Source organism: Robbsia andropogonis, assembly GCF_000970345.1.
Taxonomy (GTDB): domain Bacteria; phylum Pseudomonadota; class Gammaproteobacteria; order Burkholderiales; family Burkholderiaceae; genus Robbsia; species Robbsia andropogonis.
In genome coordinates this window covers 17,316-40,962 of record NZ_LAQU01000037.1, presented here as the reverse complement: position 1 = coordinate 40,962, position 23,647 = coordinate 17,316, and the positions used below count along the sequence as shown (strand labels likewise).

At 61.7% G+C, this 23,647-nt stretch carries 16 protein-coding genes and 1 other RNA gene; 9 read left to right on the top strand and 8 right to left on the bottom strand.

What is annotated here, in order from left to right; genetic code table 11:
• From pheA to gyrA, 4 genes are all read right to left on the bottom strand, one after another.
• Positions 1 to 1,080: prephenate dehydratase (gene pheA / locus WM40_RS22360; protein ID WP_046154013.1), on the bottom strand; the 1,080-nt coding region annotated here is incomplete at its 3' end.
• A gap of 133 nt (positions 1,081 to 1,213) precedes the next feature.
• Positions 1,214 to 2,320 carry a 3-phosphoserine/phosphohydroxythreonine transaminase gene (serC, locus tag WM40_RS22355; RefSeq protein WP_024901631.1) on the bottom strand — a complete coding sequence of 369 codons (1,107 nt, stop codon included), beginning with the start codon at positions 2,318 to 2,320 and terminating at the stop codon, positions 1,214 to 1,216.
• 258 nt (positions 2,321 to 2,578) lie between these two features.
• The gene (locus WM40_RS22350; RefSeq protein ID WP_024901632.1) at positions 2,579 to 3,205 is read right to left on the bottom strand and encodes a DUF2059 domain-containing protein; all 627 of its coding nucleotides are present in this window, start codon (positions 3,203 to 3,205) and stop codon (positions 2,579 to 2,581) included.
• A 145-nt stretch (positions 3,206 to 3,350) separates the two neighbouring features.
• Positions 3,351 to 6,038 (bottom strand): DNA gyrase subunit A, encoded by a 2,688-nt coding sequence (gyrA, locus tag WM40_RS22345; protein WP_024901633.1) that lies wholly within the window; start codon positions 6,036 to 6,038, stop codon positions 3,351 to 3,353.
• A 598-nt stretch (positions 6,039 to 6,636) separates the two neighbouring features.
• On the opposite strand from gyrA, the gene ompA reads away from it, so the two are divergent.
• The 5 genes from ompA (at position 6,637) to WM40_RS22320 (ending at position 12,172) form a co-directional block, all read left to right on the top strand.
• On the top strand, positions 6,637 to 7,302 hold the full coding sequence (gene ompA, locus WM40_RS22335) for an outer membrane protein OmpA (protein ID WP_024901635.1): 666 nt from the start codon (positions 6,637 to 6,639) through the stop codon (positions 7,300 to 7,302).
• Between the two features lie 190 nt (positions 7,303 to 7,492).
• Positions 7,493 to 8,188 (top strand): bifunctional 2-polyprenyl-6-hydroxyphenol methylase/3-demethylubiquinol 3-O-methyltransferase UbiG, encoded by a 696-nt coding sequence (ubiG, locus tag WM40_RS22330; RefSeq protein WP_036007044.1) that lies wholly within the window; start codon positions 7,493 to 7,495, stop codon positions 8,186 to 8,188.
• Between the two features lie 99 nt (positions 8,189 to 8,287).
• Positions 8,288 to 9,025 (top strand): HAD-IA family hydrolase, encoded by a 738-nt coding sequence (locus WM40_RS22325; protein ID WP_024901637.1) that lies wholly within the window; start codon positions 8,288 to 8,290, stop codon positions 9,023 to 9,025.
• A 19-nt stretch (positions 9,026 to 9,044) separates the two neighbouring features.
• Positions 9,045 to 9,380: a transfer-messenger RNA gene (ssrA, locus tag WM40_RS29045) on the top strand.
• A gap of 128 nt (positions 9,381 to 9,508) precedes the next feature.
• The gene (locus WM40_RS22320; RefSeq protein WP_024901638.1) at positions 9,509 to 12,172 is read left to right on the top strand and encodes a tetratricopeptide repeat protein; all 2,664 of its coding nucleotides are present in this window, start codon (positions 9,509 to 9,511) and stop codon (positions 12,170 to 12,172) included.
• 59 nt (positions 12,173 to 12,231) lie between these two features.
• On the opposite strand, the gene tcuC is transcribed toward WM40_RS22320, so the two are convergent.
• The 3 genes from tcuC to WM40_RS22305 all read right to left on the bottom strand — a co-directional run bounded on the left by tcuC (position 12,232) and on the right by WM40_RS22305 (position 16,808).
• Positions 12,232 to 13,551 carry an MFS transporter gene (tcuC, locus tag WM40_RS22315; RefSeq protein WP_046154011.1) on the bottom strand — a complete coding sequence of 440 codons (1,320 nt, stop codon included), beginning with the start codon at positions 13,549 to 13,551 and terminating at the stop codon, positions 12,232 to 12,234.
• A 244-nt stretch (positions 13,552 to 13,795) separates the two neighbouring features.
• Entirely contained in the window at positions 13,796 to 15,034 is a 1,239-nt protein-coding gene (locus WM40_RS22310) for a gamma-glutamyl-gamma-aminobutyrate hydrolase family protein (protein ID WP_096349215.1), read from the bottom strand.
• Positions 14,991 to 16,808 carry a cation:proton antiporter gene (locus WM40_RS22305; protein WP_024901641.1) on the bottom strand — a complete coding sequence of 606 codons (1,818 nt, stop codon included), beginning with the start codon at positions 16,806 to 16,808 and terminating at the stop codon, positions 14,991 to 14,993. Before WM40_RS22305 ends, WM40_RS22310 begins: the two co-directional genes overlap by 44 nt.
• A gap of 329 nt (positions 16,809 to 17,137) precedes the next feature.
• On the opposite strand from WM40_RS22305, the gene WM40_RS22300 reads away from it, so the two are divergent.
• Genes WM40_RS22300 through WM40_RS22290 form a run of 3 tightly spaced genes read left to right on the top strand, consistent with a single transcriptional unit; the run spans position 17,138 to position 19,779 of the window.
• Complete coding sequence (locus WM40_RS22300) at positions 17,138 to 17,656, top strand: disulfide bond formation protein B (RefSeq protein WP_046154010.1); 519 nt, start codon at positions 17,138 to 17,140, stop codon at positions 17,654 to 17,656.
• Between the two features lie 16 nt (positions 17,657 to 17,672).
• Positions 17,673 to 18,734, top strand: a complete 1,062-nt coding sequence (xdhC, locus tag WM40_RS22295) for a xanthine dehydrogenase accessory protein XdhC (RefSeq protein ID WP_046154009.1) — start codon at positions 17,673 to 17,675, stop codon at positions 18,732 to 18,734.
• 19 nt (positions 18,735 to 18,753) lie between these two features.
• On the top strand, positions 18,754 to 19,779 hold the full coding sequence (locus WM40_RS22290; protein ID WP_046154008.1) for an adenosine deaminase: 1,026 nt from the start codon (positions 18,754 to 18,756) through the stop codon (positions 19,777 to 19,779).
• 52 nt (positions 19,780 to 19,831) lie between these two features.
• On the opposite strand, the gene WM40_RS22285 is transcribed toward WM40_RS22290, so the two are convergent.
• Positions 19,832 to 20,596 carry a DUF4136 domain-containing protein gene (locus WM40_RS22285; RefSeq protein WP_162199113.1) on the bottom strand — a complete coding sequence of 255 codons (765 nt, stop codon included), beginning with the start codon at positions 20,594 to 20,596 and terminating at the stop codon, positions 19,832 to 19,834.
• Between the two features lie 242 nt (positions 20,597 to 20,838).
• Here WM40_RS22285 and pepN point away from each other — a divergent pair, with 242 nt between their 5' ends.
• Positions 20,839 to 23,613: an aminopeptidase N gene (pepN, locus tag WM40_RS22280; RefSeq protein ID WP_082103111.1), complete on the top strand. Its 2,775-nt coding sequence runs from the start codon at positions 20,839 to 20,841 to the stop codon at positions 23,611 to 23,613.
• Positions 23,614 to 23,647 lie beyond the last annotated feature (34 nt).

Genomic DNA, 23,647 nt, shown 5'->3' with positions numbered 1-23,647 from the left:
GAATGCGGCCTGGTCCGTCAGCGCGTGCAACGCATCGGCAACCTTCGCGTCGTCGCGGTGTCCTTCGACATCGATATAGAAGTAATAGGCCCAACTGCCGCTTCGTGCCGGACGCGACTCGAATCGCGTCATCGACACGCCATAACGTGCAAATGGCTCCAGCATCCGATATACCGCACCTGCTTCGTTTTTCACCGATAGGATCAAGGACGTCTGGTCAGCGCCGGTCGGTGCCGGAGGCGTGCCGCCCAACACATAGAAGCGGGTGCGGTTGTGCGCATCATCCTGGATCATCGGCGCCGCGGTCTGCAGTTTGTAATGCGCGGCGGCACGCTCTCCGGCGATGGCGGCGATACGCGGGTCCTCGGCGGCCAGGCGCGCGCCCTCCGCGTTGCTGGACACCGGACGACGCTCCGCTTTCGGCAGATGCGTCGACAACCATTGCTGGCATTGCGCCAGCGCCTGAGGATGCGCACAGACCACGTCCACATCCGCCAGGGCACCGGAGCGCGATAGCAGTGAATGGTGAATCGGCAAGGCGATCTCACCGATGATGGGCAGTGTGGTGTGCAACAGGAGATCGAGCGTGCGCGACACTGCGCCCTCGGTCGAATTCTCGACCGGCACGACACCGAATTCCGACGCGCCCGTCTCCACCGACCGGAACACTTCGTCAATTGACGAACAGGGCAAGCCACTGGCCGAATTTCCGAAGTAATCGAGCGCCGCTGTCTCGCTATACGTGCCTGCCGGACCAAGGAAGGCGACCGTCGTCGGTTTTTCCAAGGCACGGCTCGCCGACATGATCTCAAGCCAGATGTGCGCGATATGCTCGTCGCGCAGCGGACCTTGGCTTATCCGCTGCAACCGGCTGATCACCTGTTGCTCGCGCTCAGGACGGTACACCGGCGCGTCAAACTGCTTCTTCACCTCACCCACGGCGTGCGCGACCGCGGCGCGCTCGTTCAGCAGGCCGATCAATTGCGCGTCGAGTTGGTCGATGCGCTCACGCAACGGCTGTAGTTGCGCCTCCAGTGAATCTGTCGCCGTGCTGGCGTCGTGTGCCGTCTGTCCTTCCATCTCCCGCTCCACCCTATGCATTCCGTTGAGACCTTTCACGGTATCCGCCGCTCTCCAAACGCCGGATACCGTGATCGTTTCGTTTCACCCCGCACCGCACCCCTGGGGCACGACATCGCTCCCATCCACCCCGTCAGGCGCGTTGCTCGAATTCACGCATATAGTCGACCAAGGCGCGCACACCTTCGATTGGCATCGCGTTGTAAATCGAGGCGCGCATACCGCCTACGCTCTTATGGCCCTTCAACTGAATCAGTCCCCGCGCCTTGGCACCCTCCAGGAAGGCGGTGTTCAGCGATTCGTCCGCCAGCGTAAACGGTACGTTCATTCGCGAACGCGCATCGGATTGAATCGTATTCCGATAGAAATCACTGTTGTCGATCGTCTCGTACAACAGGCGAGCTTTCTCAATATTCCGCGCTTCGATGGCCGCAAGGCCACCTTGTGCTTTCATCCATTGGAATACCAGACCCGCGATATAAATGGCATACGTCGGCGGCGTATTGAACATCGAATCGTTCGCGTCAACCGTCTTCCATTCGAACGCCGACGGGCAGATCGGCATCGCGCGATCCAGCAAATCCTCGCGCACGATGACCACCGTCAGCCCGGCAATGCCCACGTTCTTCTGCGCCCCGCCAAACAGCACGCCGTATTGCGCCACATTCATCGGTCGGGAAAGCATATGCGACGAGATGTCGGCGACCAGCGGCACGTGGGCGCCCAACCGTGCGCTAGCCGCACCGATATGGTCCGGATTGCACTCGATGCCGTTGATCGTTTCATTGGTGCAGATGTGGAGATAGGCCGGATTCGCCGACAGACGCCATTGCGCCGGCGCCGGGATACCGATAAAACCTTCGCCCTTGCCCGATGCGGCGATATGGGCAACGCCATACCGTTCAGCTTCCTTTTGTGATTTCGTCGACCATGATCCGGTCACGACGAAATTGGCTTCACGTCCCGCTGCGACCCCGCCAAGCAGATTCATCGGCACGATCGCGTTTTCACCGAGGCCGCCGCCTTGTAGAAACAACGTCCGATAGTTCTCTGGTATCCCGAGCAGTTCACGCAGATCGGCCAGCGCTCTTGCGTGAATCTCCATGTATTCCTTGCCGCGATGACTCATTTCCATCACGCTCATGCCGCTGCCACGCCAGTCCAGCATCTCATCGGCAGCTTGTCGCAACACGGATTCCGGCAGCGTGGCCGGGCCTGCGGAGAAATTGAATACGCGCATGGTGAACCTGCAAGCAAGGAAGGACAACGGGACTTGTGCGCGATCGACCACATTACGTCCCGGACCTAGCCCTTATGGAACATATGGGCGAAAACCGGTGCGAAACGCGGTAGCCGCAAAAACAAAATGGCCGTTTGCGCGATCGCGCAAACGGCCATTATCTCACCAACCTTTCTCCCGAAGGCGAAAATTGCCTTCGGTGATCACGTAGTGATCAACCCTCCGGGGTCACGGGCGCCGTCAGGCCGCGCCAAGGCATTACTTCGACTTCGTCGCCGAGCCGGTTGCTGGCTTCGTTGCGGCGACATCCGCATCAGCGGTCTGACGTGTTGCCTGGATCGACTGCGGCATGTACTTTTGCATCAGACCGTTGACGACATCACGACCGACTTGATCCTGCACTTCGATAAATTTCTTGCCGGTCGGGCTCGTATAGAACTTCGTCAAATCCTTGATTTCGGACGTCGTGTAGTAACGGTTATAGGCATCCTTCTGAGCCTGCACCGCTTCATTACGGAACTGCGACGTTGCGAAAACTTGGCCGGCGCTGTTCACCAGCTTCGGCACTTCGTTTTGTTGCAACTCGGGCACGGCGGCTTGCTTCTGTGCGTCCGTCAGCGTCTTGTTTTCCGATAGTGCATCGGACAGGATCGCCGGAACCAACTGCTTTGCTTGCATCTGAGCGCTGTTGCCAATTGCACCGGCCAGCTTGTCGGCATCGATCGCCTTCAACAGATCGGCTATCGCCGCGGCCTTTGCTGCGTCCGGCGGCGCAACAGGCGCCTGCTGCACAGGCGCTTGTTGCTGGCTTTGCAAAGCCTGCGACATTGCCAGCGGGGACACGAACAGGGCAGCCAACACCAGATGTGTAAAACGTTTTTGCATCATCGCTCCATTGTTATAACTGCTGAGACGCACGCCTTGCGGGCGGCGCACACCGGGCTCGTGAACGTAAAATGCCACGACGCTAGAATCATGCCCGCCCGGCGAATAGCTTTCACAAACCCGACAGCCCATATCGCACGGGATTTTACTCCTCGCCGCCAGACGTGCCACTACTTTCGCCAGAATCCTCGTTACTAGATGTGTCACCCGTCGCGCCGTCGGACTGCTCGTCGCCCAAGTCACCTTCATCCAAATCCACGTCGCCCAACGCCGCCGCGACCTCCGCCTCAACGACCTTCTGCAGACCCGACAAATAGGTCCCCTCGTCCAGGCTGATCAATGTCACGCCTTGCGTTGCGCGACCCATCTCGCGAATTTCCGAAACCCGCGTGCGGATTAGCACGCCGCTTGTCGTGATGAGCATCAACTCACTGCTCGGTTCAACCAGCGTCGCGGCCACGACCTTACCGTTCCGCTCCGACGTCTGGATCGCGATCATGCCCTTCGTACCCCGGCCATGACGGGTATATTCCTCGATCGGCGTCCGTTTGCCGAAGCCATTCGCAGTGGCGGTCAACACTGACTGCTGATCGTTTTCCGCCACCAGCATCGCGATCACGGATTGCCCATCCTCCAGCTGCATGCCGCGCACGCCACGCGCATCACGGCCCATCGCGCGTACATCGCCTTCGTCGAAACGCACCGCCTTTCCGGCATCCGAGAACAGCATCACATCATGCTTGCCATCGGTGATCGCCGCGCCGATCAGATAGTCCCCTTCGTCCAGGCTCACCGCGATGATGCCCTTGCGCAACGGCCGGCTGAATTGCTCCAGCGGCGTCTTCTTCACAGTACCCAACGCGGTCGCCATGAAGACATACCGGTCGTCCGAGAACTCCCGGACCGGCAGCACAACGTTGATCTTCTCGCCCGGTTGCAGCGGGAACATGTTGACGATCGGCCGCCCTCGCGAGTTACGCGAGCCTTGCGGTACCTCGTAGACCTTGACCCAATAGACACGGCCACGATTCGAGAAGCAGAGAATGTAATCGTGCGTGTTCGCGATGAACAGCGTCTCGATCCAGTCGTCTTCCTTCATTTGCGTGGCTTGCTTGCCGCGTCCGCCACGGCGCTGGGCAGCATATTCGGAAAGCGGTTGCGACTTCACATACCCGCCATGCGACATGGTCACGACCATATCCTGAGGCGTTATCAGGTCTTCGGTATTCAGTTCGGTCGCGTTCAACTCGACATGCGACCGGCGTGCATCACCGAATTCCTGCTTCACCGCGATCAGTTCGTCGGAAATAATCGCGGTAATGCGCTCCGGCTTCGCCAGAATATCCAGAAGATCGGCGATCTGCGCCATGATGTCCCGATATTCATTGGTGATCTTGTCCTGCTCGAGACCCGTCAACCGTTGCAAACGCATCTGCAGGATTTCCTGCGCTTGCGTATCGGACAGGCGATATAAACCGTCCTGACCCATGCCATACATCGGCAACAAATTGTCTGGGCGATAGGCTTCGCGCCCGCCCGGTGTCTCGGATTCAGCGCGCGACAACATATCGCGCACCAGACCCGCATCCCAGGCACGCGCCATCAACTCCTGCTTTGCAACCGGAGGCGTGGGTGCGGCCTTGATCAGCTCGATGAATTCATCGATGTTCGCCAACGCGACGGCCAGGCCTTCCAGCACATGGCCGCGCTCACGCGCACGGCGCAATTCGAAGACCGTCCGGCGCGTGACCACCTCACGCCGATGCGACAGGAAGCATTCCAGCAATTCACGCAGGTTCAGCAGCTTCGGCTGGCCATCTACCAGGGCCACCATGTTCATGCCAAACGTATCCTGCAACTGCGTCTGCTTGTACAGGTTGTTCAGCACGACTTCCGGTACTTCACCGCGCTTCAACTCGATCACTACGCGCATGCCGCTCTTGTCGGACTCGTCGCGCAGATCGGAAATGCCCTCGATCTTCTTTTCCTTGACCAGTTCGGCAATCCGTTCGAGCAGCGTGCGCTTGTTGACCTGGTAGGGCAACTCGTCGACGATGATCGCTTCCCGCTGGCCGCGATCGATATCCTCGAAATGCGTCTTTGCCCGCATCACCACGCGGCCGCGACCGGTGCGATAGCCTTCGCGCACGCCGGTTACGCCATAAATGATCCCGGCCGTGGGGAAGTCCGGCGCGGGAATAAACGTGATCAGGTCGTCGACCGTCGCATCCGGATGGGCCAGCAGATGCTGACACGCGTCCACCACCTCGTTGAGATTATGCGGCGGGATATTCGTCGCCATCCCAACCGCGATCCCGGACGAACCGTTGATCAGCAAATTCGGCACGCGCGCCGGCATCACCGCGGGCTCGCGCTCCGAACCGTCGTAGTTCGGCACAAAATCGACGGTTTCCTTGTCGAGATCGGCTAGCAGCTCATGACCGATCTTCGCCATGCGAATTTCGGTGTAACGCATTGCCGCCGCGCTATCGCCGTCGACCGAGCCGAAATTCCCCTGCCCATCCACCAGCATGTACCGCAGCGAGAACGTTTGCGCCATCCGGACGATCGTGTCGTACGCAGCGGTGTCCCCGTGCGGGTGGTACTTACCGATGACATCCCCGACAATACGCGCGGACTTCTTATAAGCACGGTTCCAATCGTTGTTCAGTTCGTGCATGGCATACAGCACGCGGCGGTGAACCGGCTTGAGTCCGTCGCGCACGTCTGGAAGGGCACGTCCCACAATCACGCTCATCGCGTAATCGAGGTAGGAACGACGCATTTCCTCCTCTAGGGAGATTGGAATAGTCTCTTTCGCGAATTGATCCATTATCCGTGTCGTTGGCGAACGGCGGCCGTTTCGGCTATCGCGCAGGCCCGGCGCCGCATGCTCGCCTATTATTATGGATAGACCAACATTCGGACCCGCACCCCGCGTCCCCGGAACCACCGCACGCCCAGAAAGGCGTCCGGCAACCGCCCGTCGGTTGCGAATCACGCGATTTTACCATGCCGCGCACTGGTTTCTCGACCCGATTGCCGCGGTGCCACCTTATGGCCCGCAGACGCCGCCGTCTCAGACGGCCCTTACCCTCCCCTCCGGCGCGAACAAGAACCACAACTTCTTTCGCGCCGCAATTATTTGACTTGGATTCCGCGTCGAAAGCGAGTGGATGTTGTGGCAGGACAACAACATCCGCGACAGCAAAGTTTCCGGAAGGTTCAAAAAATTTATCGAATGGTTTTCCGCTCTGTGGCAGAATGGTTTTCAGAGGTCCGATCTGCATGGCGAGATTGCCGCTCTCCTCCGTTATGACTCACGTCTGGAACGGGCCGGGGCAGTGATATACTCCGCGCGGTCAAAGGACTTGTCTTCGTGATCAGGCTCGCAGGAAAGCTGCGGTAATCTCACAATCGAGAGGAGAAATATGAATAAGTTTTCGAAGATCGCCCTCGTCGCGGCGACCGCGCTGACCACAGCGTCGGCATTTGCACAATCGGTTCCGGCATCGCGTCAAGCAACGAACGATAACTGGGTCAACGGCTCGGGCGACTACGTGTGGATGAACGGCACGAACGAACTGTGCTGGCGCGACGCGTTCTGGACGCCGGCAACGGCTAACGCGAAGTGCGATGGCGCACTGGTTGCACAACAACCGGCTCCGGTCGCACCGCCCGCTCCGCCGGCACCGGTGATCTCCAGCCAGAAGGTCACGTACCAGGCTGACGCACTGTTCGACTTCGACAAGGCAGTACTGAAGCCGGCCGGTAAGCAACAACTGGACGACCTGGCATCGAAGCTGCAAGCGCTGAACCTGGAAGTCGTCGTGGCAACGGGCTACACGGACCGTATCGGTTCGGACAAGTACAACGACCGCCTGTCGATGCGCCGTGCGCAAGCAGTGAAGTCGTACCTGGTGACGAAGGGCGTGCCGGCTAACCGTATCTATACGGAAGGCAAGGGCAAGCGTAACCCGGTCGTGACGAATTGCAACCAGAAGAACCGCAAGGCGCTGATCAGCTGCCTGGCTCCGAACCGCCGCGTGGAAGTGGAAGTGGTTGGTACGCAGCAAGTCCAAACGCCGGCGCAGTAATGTCGCCGATGCGATCGGCCGGGAGACATTCCCCGGTCGGTCGCATGATGGACGTGGACCCAAAGCCCCGCCTAGGCGGGGCTTTGCCGTTTCTGCACGCTGCGCCGGCCCCGCTGGCATCAATGGGCGACGGATGCGGTGGCGGCTTTCGAACGATATACTTGGCGACATTCAGTACGCTTCGCACACCATGAACGCAGATCCGCAGGAATTGCAGAAATTCAGTGACCTCGCCTCTCGCTGGTGGGACCCCAATGCCGAGTTCCGGCCGCTGCACGAGCTCAATCCCGTTCGTTTGGGGTGGATCGATTCTCTGGCCCAGTTGGCCGGCAAGCGCGTACTCGACATCGGCTGCGGTGGCGGGATTCTGTCGGAATCAATGGCCAAGCTGGGCGCATCGGTGAAGGGCATCGACTTGTCGCATGAAGCGCTGGGCGTGGCCGACCTGCATACGCTCGAAAGCGGTGTACCTGTCGAATACGAGGAAATCGCCGCCGAAGATCTCGCGGCGCGGGAACCCGGCACATACGACGTCGTGACGTGCATGGAAATGCTGGAGCATGTTCCGGACCCCGCGGCCATCGTCCGCGCCTGCGCGACGCTGGTCAAACCGGGGGGCTGGGTTTTCTTCTCCACGCTCAACCGAAACGTGAAGGCCTATCTGTTCGCGGTGATCGGTGCCGAGTACATTGCTCGTCTGTTGCCGCGCGGCACGCATGACTACGAGCGCTTTATCAAACCGTCGGAACTGGCCGCGTTCGCACGCACCGCCGGACTGCACGCGCACGGTTTCAAAGGCCTGACCTATAGGCCATTCAGCCAGCGTTTCGGGCTGTCCGATGACACCAGCATCAACTATATGCTTGCCTGCCGTCGGCCAACGTGATTCCGAACGCCGTGCGTCTTGCGTGGACTGCACGGCTGCGGTATGTCCTCGTGACGCCTCGCGTCGCGGACACCTTCCCCCTTGTGCGCTCGCCCCACGATGAATGACGCCCCCTCAGACGATATCGGCCTCCCTTTGCCCACGAACACGCCAATCGATACCCACGCGCTGACAGCGATCGATGCGGTTCTATTTGATCTGGACGGTACATTGGCGGATACGGCGCCGGATCTCGCCGCCGCCGCCAATGCGATGCGCCGCGATCGTGGCCTACCGTTGCTGCCGCTGGACCCGTTACGCCGTGTCGCATCGTCCGGTGCACGGGGCCTGCTGGGCGTCGCATTCGGCATCGGACCGGACCACGACGACTTCCCGGCCATGCGCGATGAGTTTCTCGCCAACTACGCACGCGACCTGTGCGTAGAGACCACGCTGTTTCCCGGTATTGCTGAACTGCTGGCAACGCTCGACACGCGTGGCATCCGCTGGGGCATTGTCACAAACAAGGTCGAACGGTTGACCATTCCTCTGGTGGCGCAACTGCCGTTGCATCCGACAAACGATTGCCTTGTGTGCGGAGACACCACCGCGCATCCGAAACCCCACCCCGCGCCGTTGTTGCACGCCGCAACCTTGCTCGACGTGTCGCCTGCGCGCATTGTCTATGTGGGCGACGATCTTCGTGACATCCAGGCCGGACGGGCGGCGGGCATGGCGACGGTTGCCGCAGCGTATGGCTATTGCGGCGATGCGTTGCCGGCCGCCGAATGGGGTGCGGACCGGTTGATCAACACCCCCGATGCGTTGTTGCCGTTGCTGGAACGCGCACGAGGCTGACACTTGCCCGTGCGCACGGCGAGGGGATGTGCATTGGGGCAGCCGACCATGCTACACTGCGCGCATAGTCGTACAAAGACCGCCACGTTGGGGCGCTCCGGACGGGGGTTCGATTCCCCCCGGCTCCACCAGATGCCGATGCCGAAAGACGAGGCGTCGTTATCTGATGGGGTCGACCTGGTTTCGACGGGGTGAGGATACCGAAGCGGACGGCTCGAAAGGTGACGCACGTTAAGCGCACAATCTTGTAAATGCAAACGATCGCAATTACGCTGTAGCGGCCTAATATCCGCTTACGGAGCCTTCCCGGCTTGGCAACAGAAGAGGGACGCGGCCCCTTCGGGGGCCGTTGTTGTTTGTACGTGCGATTTCGTATGATCAACTTTACGCACCATCAGACCGTCTTGAGCGTGATCCCGGAGCGTGAGAACAAAACGGCCGCCATCACGCTTCTGAGCTCCCGATCCTCTATCCCGATTTCCGATGTCCGACGCTCTCCTGGCTGCCGCTCTCGACGCACATCGGCGCGGGCAGTGTGATCTCGCCGCCGAGCATTATGACGCGCTGAGCACGAATTCGACCTTGCCCACACGGTTACGTGCCGACGCCTTTTACTGGCGTGGCGTACTGGCCTTGCAGCAAGCCGCCCCCGCGACGATGCACCGCGAACGGGATCGCGCGCCGTCCACCAAGCCGATCGATCTGCTCAATATCGCCTTGCGTGCATTCGATGCCGCGCTTGCATTGCACCCGGCCCATCCTGCCGCACACCTGAATCGTGGCCATGTGTATCGGCAACAGGCCAACCGCGATGCGGCACGCTCCGCCTACACCACGGCGATTGCCTTGTGCGGTATTCCCCTGAGCGGATTGAAAATAGCCAACCCGGCATGGAACAACGACGCGGCAAGGCATCACAAGACACGCGAGTCGGATGCGCCGAGTGCGAGCACGGCGCCAGATGCGACGACATCGGCGATCAATGCGGCCCCGCCCTTGCCTTCGGATGCCGACACACCCAGGAGTGCCGCACCGGATCGCAACGTTGCCGCTGCGGCCTTATCGGCACTGGGTTCATTGCAGATGGAGGACGCCGGCGAGGGTGTCGCCGACCGTTTCGGTACATTGCTCCATGCCTTATCGTGTTTCGATATGGCCTTGCAATGCACTACCGCCGCTGCGGCCACGCATGACCAGCGCGGTCTCGTGCTGGCTGCGCTGGGTCGATATGCGGATGCCGAAACCGCGCATCGCAATGCGCTGGCAAGACAGCCCGGACATCCCGGTTTCATCAATAACATCGGCGTCGCGTTGAAAGCGCAGGGACAACTCGATGCGGCCGCGGCGGCATTCCGCGATGCGCTGCGCATCACGCCGGCCTTCGTCCCCGCCCTGATCAACCTCGGCCAGACGGTTGCGCTGCAAGGTGAATATGATCAGGCGACGGCACCGCTGCTGCGGGCCGCGCAACTTGCGCCGGACCTGGACCTGGTGCACTGCGAGCTAGCCCAGGCCTTCCTGGCCCAGGGTGTGCATGACGCGGCGCTGCATCACGCGGAACGGGCTGTCGCCGTCGCGCCCCATGGTCCCATCGGATGGCAGAACCTCGGCGCGGCACGCTTTGAAAACGGCGATTCCACCGGCGCGGCGAAAGCATTCGATCGTGTCATTGCCTTGACGCCCCTTCCCGCACGCGTCGCGGCGGCGGTATCGCTACAGGGCCAGGCATCGGCCGATCTGCAACGCGCCGTGGCATACCACGATGGCACGGATCCGGCGGTCGCCCTTGCGCCCGTCTATGCACTTGCCCGATTCAGCCGCGCCTGTCTGTTGCTCAGCGACGGCGGCAGTCCGGCAGGGTGGCGGCACTTCGAGGCGCGATTGGCATTGCGTGCCGGCGATCGTCGCGTCGCCGCGCCGATGGGGGCGGATGGTCGGCCGCTACCGCGCTGGCTGGGTGAGCCCGTCAGCCAGCATCGAATGCCGGTACCGGCCCGTCGCGGGGCAAAGGGCACCGGACAAGTAAGCGACGCCCACTCGGCCACGCAGCCTCAGCCATCCGATCCGGACACGGAAGCGTGCTACATGCGTTTGCCCGGCAGGACGTTATTGGTGCTCGCCGAGCAGGGTTATGGCGACACCATGCAGTTCCTGCGCTTCATTGGTTGCCTGACCGCGCGCGGGGCGAATGTCGTACTGGCCTTGCAGCCGGCGCTGCGCCCCTTGCTCGCCCACAACGGGGCGGCCATCGATTCGATGCGTACCCGACGCCTGACCGTCATCACCCGAGATGTCGACACGCCGCCACCAAACGTGGACGCGTATTGCCATATCGGCAGCATCCCGGCATGCCTCCGGCTCGGCCGCTTGCCCCGCCCGGGCGATGCGGGCACGTGGACCACGCCCTATCTGTTCGCCGAGCGTGCCGCCCCCCAGGTCGACACCGCTACGCACGCCGCGTTGCCCGGTCGCGAGGCGGACACCGCGCCGTCGCGGGGGGCGCTGGCAAAGACCGTCCTGCTACGCGGGACAAAAGCAGGAGCGATGCAAACGGCACTCGTCCCCGCCCAACCGCGAAAAATCGGGTTCGCCTGGTCGGGACGTCGACCGAACAGCGCAGCTTCGCCGTCACGCGATGACGAGGACAATGCCCCGGTACGCTTCGACAAGCGCGCCATTCCGCTCGATGAGCTGGCACCGCTGTTATACCAGGCCAATACGGAATGGCATCCGCTGCAAACCGATATTCGTGATGATGAGTACGCCTTGCTCGACGCGTTATCCGCGCATGCACGCATTGTCGTGCCGGAGCGGCCGGCCGAGGATTTCGCGATCACCGCGCAACGCATTGCCGCGCTGGACCACGTCGTCACGATCGATACCTCGATCGCGCATCTGGCCGGTGCGATGGGCAAGCCCACGACCTTATTGCTGTCATGTGTCGCGGATTGGCGGTGGTGCGGGAGCCGCACCCAGGAAAACAGGAGCGGTAGCGACGCCGGCACGACCGGCATCCCGGACACCAGCCTGTGGTATCCCTCGATCCGTATCGTCCGTCAGCCACGCAATGGCGATTGGCACACCGTTATCGAGCATGTCGCGGCACTGTTGGAACAGGACCGCCCTGAGGTATTGCGGGCATCCTGAAAGCGAAATGGGCGGTGCGTCCGTCGAAGAATCGCACCGCCCGGGTGATCAAGCCAGCATCAGGCCAGCTTGTAACGTTCGCGTGCCTGCCGTTCACGGAACAGCACGAACGTGGCAACCAGACCGCAGATCGCCGCAAACGACATCCAGATTCCCGGTGCCGCACGGTTGCCGGTGTAGTGGATCAACCAGGTCGAGATGGCTGGCGTGAAGCCGCCAAACAGTGCGGTGGCCAGGCTATAGGCAAGCGAGAAACCCGCCGTCCGCACTTCCACCGGCATGACTTCAGTCAATGCGACCACCATCGCGCCGTTATAACTGGCGTAGATGAACGAGAGCCACAGTTCCACGCCGAGCAAGCGTGCGAAAGACGGTGCCTGCACCAGGTAGTTCATCGCGGGATAGGCGGTGAGCAACGCCAGCACCGTAAAGGTGACAAGTATCGGCATCCGTCCGATGCGATCCGATAACGCGCCCATTAGCGGCAACCAGATCAGGTTCGATATGCCGACGCAGACGGTCACCACGAGCACGTCGACTTGCGAGAGGTGCAATTCGTTACGACCAAACGTCGGCGTATAGGCGGTGATCAGATAGAACGACACTGTCGTCATCACCACCATCATCATGCCGGCGATGACGATTTTCCAATTCACGATCATCGATCGGTAGATTTCCGATACCGACGGACGGTTGTGTCGCTTTTGGAACTCCTCGGTCTCCTGCAACGAGCGTCGAATCACGAAGATGAAAGGCACGATCAGGCAGCCGATAATGAACGGAATGCGCCAGCCCCAGCTGGTCATCTGTTCGACCGGCAATATCGCATGCAGGATCACGCCGAGTAATGCGGCGAAGATCACGGCAACCTGCTGGCTGCCGGACTGCCATGAGCAGAAGAAACCGCGGCTTCGGGGACCCGCCATTTCGGCGAGGTAGACTGAAACGCCCCCCAGCTCAACACCTGCCGAAAACCCTTGCAGCAACCGCCCCACCAGCACCAGGCACGGAGCGAGCACGCCGATGGTTGCATAGCTGGGAACCGCAGCCACCAGCAAGGTGCCGGCCGCCATCAACATCAATGTGACGAGCAAGCCCTTGCGACGACCGTGATGGTCGATATACGCCCCAAGGAAAATTGCACCCAGCGGCCGCATCAAGAAACCCACGCCGAAAACCGACAACGACAACATCAACGACGCAAAGGCATTCTGGTTCGGGAAATAGGCCGCTGCAATCGCGTTGGCGTAATACCCATACACCATGAAGTCGTACATCTCGAGAAAGTTGCCGCTGGTGACGCGGAACACCGTGCGCGCCTTACTTTCGGCCTTGACGCCCGCCGTCCCTGACGGATGCGTTTCTGGTGATTGATTCATGGTCTACCTGTTATGGGGAAGCAATCCAGACCGCGCGCCACGATGGTGCGCGCGACCCCTACCTGTCGGGACCGTCACGAACAACCGGTCGCCGTGGTCGTCCGACGTCCGCGAATTAGTTAACTAGTCAACGACTGCGTAATGATAAGGCACGCCGCGTCGTTTTGCCGCATTTTGATAAAGGAGGTGCTTTACAAGGTATGAAGATGAGACGCCCGCACCCGCGAATGCGGGCACGGGAAAGTCAGAACCGAGTTTCGCGGGCGGCGCGGAGAAAGTGGTCCAGCAGAGGCGAGCAATCGAGCAACGCGTCGCTGTGCGGACGATGAAACTCGGGATGCCACTGGACGCCGACCACAAACGGTGCCTTTTGGTAGCGGATTGCCTCGACAATGCCGTCGTCGGCGGACACTGCCTCGACGACCAGGTCGCGGCCCAGGCGATCAACCGCCTGATGATGGATCGAATTGACCCGGGCCTCGCCTCTACCACCAAACATGCCGGAAAAGGACGCCCCTTCGGCAAAACGGATCGCATGCGTGAGCCGGTCATACTCGTCGTTGACGTGCGGCAAGGCCGTCGGTACGTCGGTGGCGATGTCTTGGTAAAGCGTGCCCCCGAAGGCGACATTGATCAGTTGGCAGCCGCGGCAGACACCAAGCACCGGCTTGCCGGACTCGATGAACTCATGCAGCAATTCAAGTTCATACATGTCGCGCACCCGGTCGCCGGGCCATTCCGGCCGCGTGGTCGGTTCGGCGAACGATTGCGGCGATACATCGGCACCACCCTGCAATACCAACGCGTCCAAGTGCTTCGCATAATCACGCAAGCGAATATTGCTGGCGTGCAGCATGCCTTGCTTGCCTACCGTAGGCACCATGAACACGAGTACGTCACGCGACATCACCCAGTGCGAGATCGATTCTTCCAGGTATTGCAGCGTTTTGCCGCGAAGCCCCTTGCCGTCAGGCTCCGGATGAAAAATCCGGGCGGACACGCCAATGCGTAGTGTCCGCTGCGCCACACGGTGGCCAGCACGATCGGCCCATGCACGCACCCGCGCCGCAATCACGCGCCCCAGGACCGACCAAGGCGGCTCCGAATGCTTCGTATTGTATTGCGGCATGTCACGCGGCGGCCGCTGCTCCTGGCCGGCGTCGCGCGCGGCGTGCGCTTCAGCCGCCGTGGATTCCGAGGCGGCGACAAAATCCGCGCGCGTGTCTGGCCCAGGCTGCGTCGCCGGCGCGGGCGAAGCACCCTGGATCACCGTTCCAGCCGACGATGATGATGCATGAAGGCCGCTCAGGTCTGGGGCCCCGGATGCCTGTGCCGGGGGGGCATCCATGGTGGGCGGCGCGGTCGCATGGGGCGCAGCCATGCCCGATGGGGCATCGGTAGCGGCTGCGTCCGTTGCGGCGCTTGCATCCTGGCCGGGCTTATCGTTCCGGGGATTCGTGTCGTCGTCCCGCGCTTGCGGCATCGTGGGCTTCCTCTGCGTGCTCGTCGCGGTTCTTGTCCAGCGTCTCGCGCAACGCGATCTGCAAATGCGCATGCACGCGGACGAACCAACGCCATGTGATGCCCAGCAGCACTGCCGCCGCCGCGAGCACCACGATCAGTAGATCGCGTGGTGGCAGGATACGACCGCTGAGCGCCACCATCAACAGGAAGATACCGAACATTCCGAAAATCGGTACGCATTCCGCAATCACGCGGCGCAGTCCCCCCGTGAATCGGCCCGCGTGACGGGGCGTCACGCTGACCTCTGCCAGCAGCAACGCCAAGGTCTTCAATTTGCGGTATACGGCCACCAGACAAGGCATAGAGGCAATCAGTGCTGCGCCCCAAAGCGCCGCATGGCGGAACTGTACCGGACCTATCCACCCACCAAGCCAACGGTCGAGCGAGGGCGAAAAATACGAACTCGCGAGAAAAATAGCCGCCACCAACGCCAGGTTCAGCGCGATTTGCAAGATGATGCGCCGAACCATCTGCAGCAAGACCGTCCGACCGCTTCCCGGGCTCAGGTTCTGCAACCATCGCGTGTATGTATTTCCCACCCGGGCAGCACCGCTGGGCATGCGTCGACCGAGGAACGAGGAGAGTGGCACGGCGCCGCGAATCAGATAAGGCGTGAACAGCGTCGTCAGCGCCGACACCGCCACGGCGATCGGGTACAGAAACTCGCTGGTGACATGCAGCGACAATCCGAGCGCGGCGATGATGAAAGAGAATTCACCAATCTGTGCCAGGCTCATTCCCACTTGCATCGAGGTCCGTCCATCGTTCCCGGTGACAAACGCCCCCAGGCCGCATCCGATGACCTTGCCCGCCACCACTGCGACCGTGATCACTGCGATCGCCCAGCCGTGCTGGCTCAGCACCGCCGGGTCCAGCATCAAGCCGATCGTGACGAAGAAGATCGCGCTGAAAAGATCCCGCACGGGCTGAATCAGCGCCTCGATCGCGTGGACCTGCCGCGACTCGGCAATGATCGCGCCAATCAGGAAGGCGCCCAGCGCAATGCTGTAGTCAAGCTTTACCACAATCAGGCAGAAGCCGAAACAGAGTCCCAGCGTCGTGATCAGCAGCACTTCGGTATTACGGAACCGGGCCACGTAATCGAGGAAACGCGGCACGAGCAGGAAACCGACCAGCAGCGAAACGGTCATGAACAGCACCAGCTTGCACAAGGTCACCGCCACTTCGTACGGATCGACGGAGCCACTTCCGGCCACGCCTGACAACAGCGCAATCATTGCAATGGCAAGAATATCCTCGACAATCAAGATGCCGAAGACCAGTTGCGCGAAGCGATCCCGCTTCAATTTCAGTTCGTCGAGCGCCTTGACGATGATCGTCGTCGATGAAATGGCCAACATTGCACCAAGGAACAGCGAATCCATCGCGCTCCAGCCAAAATATTGGCCGATCCCATAGCCGAGCCACAGCATCAGTGCAATTTCCGCGACGGCGGCCACCACGGCGGTCATGCCAACGCGAAACAGCTTCTTCATGCTGAATTCGAGACCCAGCGAGAACAGTAGAAAGACCACGCCGAGTTCGGCCAGTGTGGAAATCGTCTGCTCGTTGCTGATCAGCTTGAACGGCGGCGTGTGCGGTCCGATGATGACCCCGGCGAGGATGTAGCCGAGTACCACCGGTTGCCGAATGCGGTGAAACAGCAGCGTGATGATGCCCGCGATCGCCATGATCACGGCCAGATCCTGGATGAATCCCACCTCGTGATGCATGCGGTCCCCCGATGGAATTTGAAAGCTTAATGAAATATTCAACCATGATACAAGGGCATCGGCAAACAATGTATGTTTCGTTACGCTGGCGTCCGCTCGCCGGAATTTGCACCGGGCCCGCGCTGAATTGCCTGCCCGGACGGTACGGTCACGTCACAAATGGACCGGGCGCGCTACAATCCATGCGCAGGGAGCGCGGGGCCAGACCGCGAACGCACGGCACGCCGATGCGTGCGTCGGCACCTTCGCGACGGATCTCGTATGTGCCCCGGTTTTAATTCCCTGACCGATCCCAGCCATGCAGCGCGGCGTCACCTAACTCATAACCCATGATCTCGAACAGTTTTTCCGTCCAGGCTTCCCCAGTCGAACGCCGCTTGCTGATCCTGCTAGGCGTCATCTCGCTGGCCCTCGTGGGAGGGGCGCTCTACCTGCAGTACTTTCGCGGCGAGGACCCCTGCCCGCTGTGTATCCTGCAGCGCTATGCCTATCTGTTCATGGCCTTGTTCGCCTTCATCGCCGCGGCGGGGCGCCCGCGCGGTGCCGTGCGCACATTATTCATGTGGCTGACGTTAATTGCCGCGGTCGGCGGCATCGCCGCCGCGGCAAAGCACGTCTATGTGCTGTCCTCGTTGCAGAGTTGCGGCTTCGACGCCCTGCAACCGATCGTCGACAGCTTGCCGCCCGCAACCTGGCTGCCCGGCGTCTTCAAAACCCAAGGACTGTGCGAGACGCCGTACCCTCCTCTGCTCGGCCTGTCGCTGCCGGCATGGGCCTTGATCGGTTTCGCGTTGGCGTTTTTCGGCGTTGCGGGTACATTGCGTTGGCAACGCGCGCGTTTGCGCTGATAGGAGGTAACGGCGGATGCATGGTGCGCGCACTTGGCTGACCGACCTGCAGCAGGTCCTGACCCACGGCGATCCGGCCGTCCTCGTCACCGTGGCCCGCGCGGAAGGCGTCACCCCGCGCGGGCCCGGTGCACGGATGATCATCGTACGTGATCGCACCTTCGACACGATCGGCGGCGGAGCACTCGAACGCCACGCCATCGACACCGCGCGCCAGATGCTGCGCGACAGTACCGCCGCCGTCACGCGTCACCTTGAACGCATCGATATCGGCATCGGCACCATCGCGACGGTGCGTTGGCATGATGACCCGCGGACGGAACAGTCCACCACCACCGAAACGGCCCGCCACGATGGTGCCGTAACCCTCGCCTACGAGCGCCTGACGATTGCGGATCTCGGCTGGGTGTCCGTGCTGGCCAAACGGCTGCCTGCCGGGCTCGCAACGGTGCGCACGGTCAGCTTCGCCGACAACAGCCCCGTTGCCCTGTCGGACCCGCCCGACGGCAGTGGCGCACATCCTGATTGCTTGCTGTGGGATGCGGGTCCCTTGCTGACGGAAACGCTCTTGATCGCGCCCTTTCCCGTCGTGCTATTCGGCGCGGGACACGTGGGCGCCGCCATCGTGCGTCTGCTGGCGACATTACCCTGCCAGGCACTCTGGGTCGACGATCGCCCCGCACTGCTGGAAACCCATGCCAGCCAATGCGGCGATCCACCGAATGTGACCACGTTGCCGATTGCCGATCCGGTTGCCGCCGTCGCCCAGGCACCGGCGCAGGCGCATTACCTCGTGGTCACACACAGTGACGCGCTGGACCAGGCGATTGCGGAACATGTCCTGCGGCGCGGCGATGCGGTGTCCCTCGCGGTGATCGGATCGAAAGCCAAGCGGCGAGTACTGGCGCATTGGCTGGCCATGCGCGGCATCGATCCGGGACATATCGCGCGCATGCGCTGCCCGATGGGCCTCGACGGCCTGCGTGGCGATACCCCCGAATACATTGCGATGTCGGCGGTCGCGCAACTGCTGCTGGAACGCGAACAGGTCGTTCCTCCGCCGGCCGCGCAAGCCTGACGTTTTCTTAGGAGTAACGATGGACCCGATCCTGCTAGACACACTGCGTCGTTCGCCGAAGGCGGAGTTGCATATGCATATCGAGGGCTCACTCGAGCCCGAATTGATCTTTCAATTGGCACAGCGGCATGGCATCACGCTGCCCTATCCGTCGATCGACGCCTTGCGCGCGGCGTATGCATTCACCGATCTGCAGTCCTTTCTCGATGTGTACTACGCCGGCGCCGGCGTATTGCGCGATGCCGGGGACTTCCATGCGATGACGGCGGCATATCTGTCGCGCGCGCGGGCCGACAACGTAATCCATACCGAGTTGTTCTTCGACCCGCAGACCCATCTCGAACGCGGTGTCCCGATGGCGGCGATGCTCGAAGGCATGGAGGCCGCGCTCGCCGAAGCCGAACGCACGCAGGGCATCTCAAGCCGATTGATCTTGTGCTTTCTACGCCATTTGTCCGAGGAGTCGGCGCTCGAGACGCTGGCGCAGGCATTGCCGCTTCTGGACCGCTATCGACACCGGCTGGTGGGGGTCGGCCTGGATTCGTCCGAGCGCGGCAATCCACCGTCCAAATTCGAGCGCGTCTTCGCCGCCGCCCGTCAGGCAGGCCTGCGCGCCGTTGCGCATGCGGGGGAGGAAGGCCCGGCCGATTACATCTGGCAGGCGCTGAAGCTGTTGCAGGTAGAGCGTATCGACCATGGTGTCCGCGCGGTGGAGGATGCCGACCTCGTCCGATATCTTGCCGACACACGCATCGCATTGACCGTCTGTCCGTTGTCGAACCTGAAGTTGTGCGTGTTCGACGACCTGAAGCGGCACACACTAAAGAGGCTGCTGGACGCCGGCGTTGCCGTGACGGTCAATTCCGACGATCCGGCATACTTCGGTGGCTACGTTAATGCCAACTACATTGCCATCGCCGAGGCATTGCAGTTAAACCATACTGAATTGCATCGCATTGTCGCCAATGCATTCGAGGCGGCATTTATCGACGAAGACGCGCGCCGAACCATGCTGGGCACGGTCGATAGGCACTGGCGGCAATAGGCCGCCACGGATGACGGCGGAACGGCGTTCAGGCCCGGCGGCAAGGCGTTCGTTACAGTCCGGCGTTCGTGGCCGGATTGCGGCGATCCGCGGGCAGCTTCACAGTGCGCACCGTGCCATTTGGCATCGGGAAGTCAAACAGTGCGCTGCGTACCAGATACGGCATCACGATCGGCAACGGCGTGGGGTCCCCGACATGTTGCGCGGTGACCTTATAGACTTCCTTTCCATCAGGCAAGCTATTGATCCGGATCGTCAGTTGCGATAAGCCGGCCGCATAAGGCAGGTTGACGATCGTCGGCGGCGCGCCCCAGTAAGGTCCCGGCCCCCAGCCACGGCGGCCGCGCCAGATGGGGTCATACCCGAATGGACCGCCGGGATAAATCGCCTGCGGTGCATAACCCGTCGTTTCGCGCTGGCCGAATGCCAACGTCACCGCGTAATGCGCTTTATCCTTCGGCACCTGCGAGAACCCGTATGTCGACAAGGTCTCGTCGACCAATTTCTCGTAACTGCGCAGCTCCAGGTCGTCCTCGCGCGCCGCATCCCCCTGGAACGTATAGGTGCGCTGCGCATCACTGCCGTGCCAGTCCTGAAAGGCCGTGACATTGCTGGTCACGTAGCTGGCGCAGCCACCTAGCAATGCGACCGCGGTCGCCAGCCCCGCGGTCGCCACGCGTCGCCACACCGGGCGGCCATCATGACCGCCCCCTCGCACCGCCTCGTTCATCGCCGCCGTCGCCATTGCACGGTCCAGCCCGCCTTTTGCGCGCGACACCCGATGCCTCACGCCAATTCGGCCTTTGCTATTCTCCATCCCATCCATTTGCACCCACCCTTCCACGTCCGACGGACCGCACAACGTGCAATCCTACGCTTTATTATCGCTGTAAATCCCTCGTGCGCCTATGTAATGGCGATGGAAGTGCGGTCGATTTTGTACAATGAACGGAACAGCTGCATCGTCGCTCAGGCAACCATTTACATGGATGCCATGCGGGTGTTGCCGCATTGGCGGCGATACCATTCCTGCCCTCGGATTTTATCCTCGGATTCGCCATGACCGATATCTCTCCCGCAGCTTCCGTTCCCACGCACCAACCCGACGCCGGCAACGGCGCGCCTGTCATTCATCGTCACGACTACGCGCCGCCGGCGTTCCTGATCGACACGGTGGACCTGGAATTCGATCTGGTACCTGACGACACCATCGTGACGAACCGGATGACCTTGCGACGTAATCCCGACGCAAAACCCGGTCAACCATTATCACTGACGGGCGAACAGTTAACGCTGCTTTCCGCCACGATCGACGGACAGGCCGTCACGCCGCGCCAAGCGGGGTCCGAACTGATCTTCGACGCATTGCCCGACAGCGCCACACCGTTCACGCTGACGTTGGAAACCCGTTGCGCACCCGCGCGGAACACGTCGCTATCAGGCCTTTACGTGTCCAATGGCAACTTCTTCACGCAATGCGAAGCGGAAGGCTTTCGGCGCATAAGCTATTTCCTGGACAGGCCCGATGTCATGTCGGTCTATACGGTCACGCTCCGGGCCAACAAGACCGCCTACCCGGTGCTGCTGTCGAACGGGAACCTCCTGGAAGCCGGCGACCTCCCCGATGGACGCCATTTCGCACGCTGGGAAGACCCGTTCCGCAAGCCGAGTTATCTGTTTGCATTGGTGGCGGGCAAGCTCGAACGGATCGAGGAAACCATCACCGACGCCACTGGCAAGCCAAAATTGCTGCAAGTCTGGGTGGAGGCAGCGGATCTCGACAAGACGCGGCATGCGATGGACTCGCTGATCCATTCCATCCGCTGGGACGAACACCGCTTCGGCCTAAGCCTGGACCTCGATCGCTTCATGATCGTCGCGGTTGGCGACTTCAATATGGGCGCGATGGAAAACAAGGGCCTGAACATCTTCAATACGAAGTATGTCCTCGCCCGTCCCGAGACCGCGACCGACATCGACTACGCGAACATCGAAGCGGTGGTCGGCCATGAATATTTCCATAACTGGACCGGCAATCGTGTGACCTGCCGCGATTGGTTCCAGTTGAGCCTGAAGGAAGGCTTGACCGTTTTCCGCGACCAGGAATTCTCCGCCGACATGGCGGCCGGCGTGCTGGAAGGCAATGTCGACCCGGTGGCGGCGGCAAGCGCCTATGCCACCAAGCGCATCGAGGACGTACGCGTCCTGCGCCAAACCCAGTTCGCCGAGGACGCCGGTCCGATGGCGCACCCGGTGCGCCCGGAAAGCTATGCGGAAATCAACAACTTCTATACCGTCACGATCTACGAGAAAGGTGCAGAGGTCGTCCGGATGTACCAGACCCTGCTGGGCCGCGACGGTTTCCGCCGCGGCATGGACCTGTACTTCGCGCGACACGATGGCCAGGCGGTCACCTGCGACGATTTCCGCCATGCGATGGCCGACGCCAACGGGCGCGATCTTGCCCAGTTCGAACGGTGGTACAGCCAGGCCGGCACGCCGCTGTTGACCGTACGCGATCACTACGATGCGGGCAAACGCCGCTATTCGCTGACGATCACACAGTCCTATCCGGACAATCATGCCATAACGACCGCGAAGGACCCGCTGCTGTTGCCGTTCGCGGTCGGCCTGGTCGGTGCCGATGGCAACGATCTGCCGCTGCGCGTACAAGGCGATGCTCCGCGTCATCGTCCGCAGGACGATACCGCCGGGATCACCGAAGTGTTCGAACTGACCGATCGCGAGACCACGCTCCATTTCGACGGGATCGACGCGGCGCCCGTCCCCTCGTTGCTGCGCGGCTTCTCCGCGCCGGTGGTGGTCGACTTCGCCTACTCCGATGCGCAGCTCGCCTATTTGCTGGCCAACGACAGCGATCCGTTCAACCGTTGGGATGCGGGCCAGCGACTGGCCACGCGCGCCCTGTTGACAGCCGCCACAAGCGCCGCGCGAGGCGAGACGCCAACGTACGACTCGGCGGTGGTCGACGCGTTCGGCCGCGTGCTGCGCGACACGGCGCTGGCACCGGCATTCCGTGAGCTGGCGTTGACGTTGCCATCGGAAGCCTATCTGATAGAACAGTTGGATCGCGCCGATCCCCGCGCCGTGCACGTCGCGCGGCAGGCACTGCGTCGCCAACTGGCCAACGCGCTGCACACCGAGTGGCGGGCCACTTATGACGCGAATCGGACGCCCGGCGAATACGACCCGTCGCCGGCGGCGTCAGGCAAGCGCGGGTTGAAGCAACTCGCGTTGGGCTATCTCGCCGAGAGCGATGATCCAAGCGACGCCGCGTCGTTGGCCCGGACGCAGTACGACCAGGCCAACAACATGACCGACCGCTTCGCGGCGCTTTCCACGCTGGTCCGCCTGGGTGGCGATACCGCCCGCACCGCCCTCGAAGATTTTTATCGGCATTTCGAGCGCGAAGCCCTGGTGATCGACAAATGGTTCGCGTTGCAGGCGATGCAACCGGCCCGCGCCGGTGCGCCGGCGACGATCGAGACAGTACGCGCCCTGCTGCGGCATCAGGCATTCAATCTGCGTAATCCGAATCGCGCCCGCTCATTGATCTTCAGCTTCTGCGCCGGCAACTTGTCGGAATTCCATGCACCCGATGGTAGCGGCTATGCGTTTTGGGCGGACCAGGTCATCGACCTGGACGCCCTCAACCCGCAAGTCGCCGCGCGCCTTGCCCGCACGCTGGAACGGTGGCGCAAGTTCACACCGGCGCTGCAGGAACAGATGAAGCTCGCACTGGAGCGGGTTGCCGCAAAGGCCCGTTCGAAGGATGTGCGAGAGGTGATCGAAAAGGCCCTGGCCAACGGCTGACCGGGCCCCTTGGCGCGGCATGATGACGCGCCAA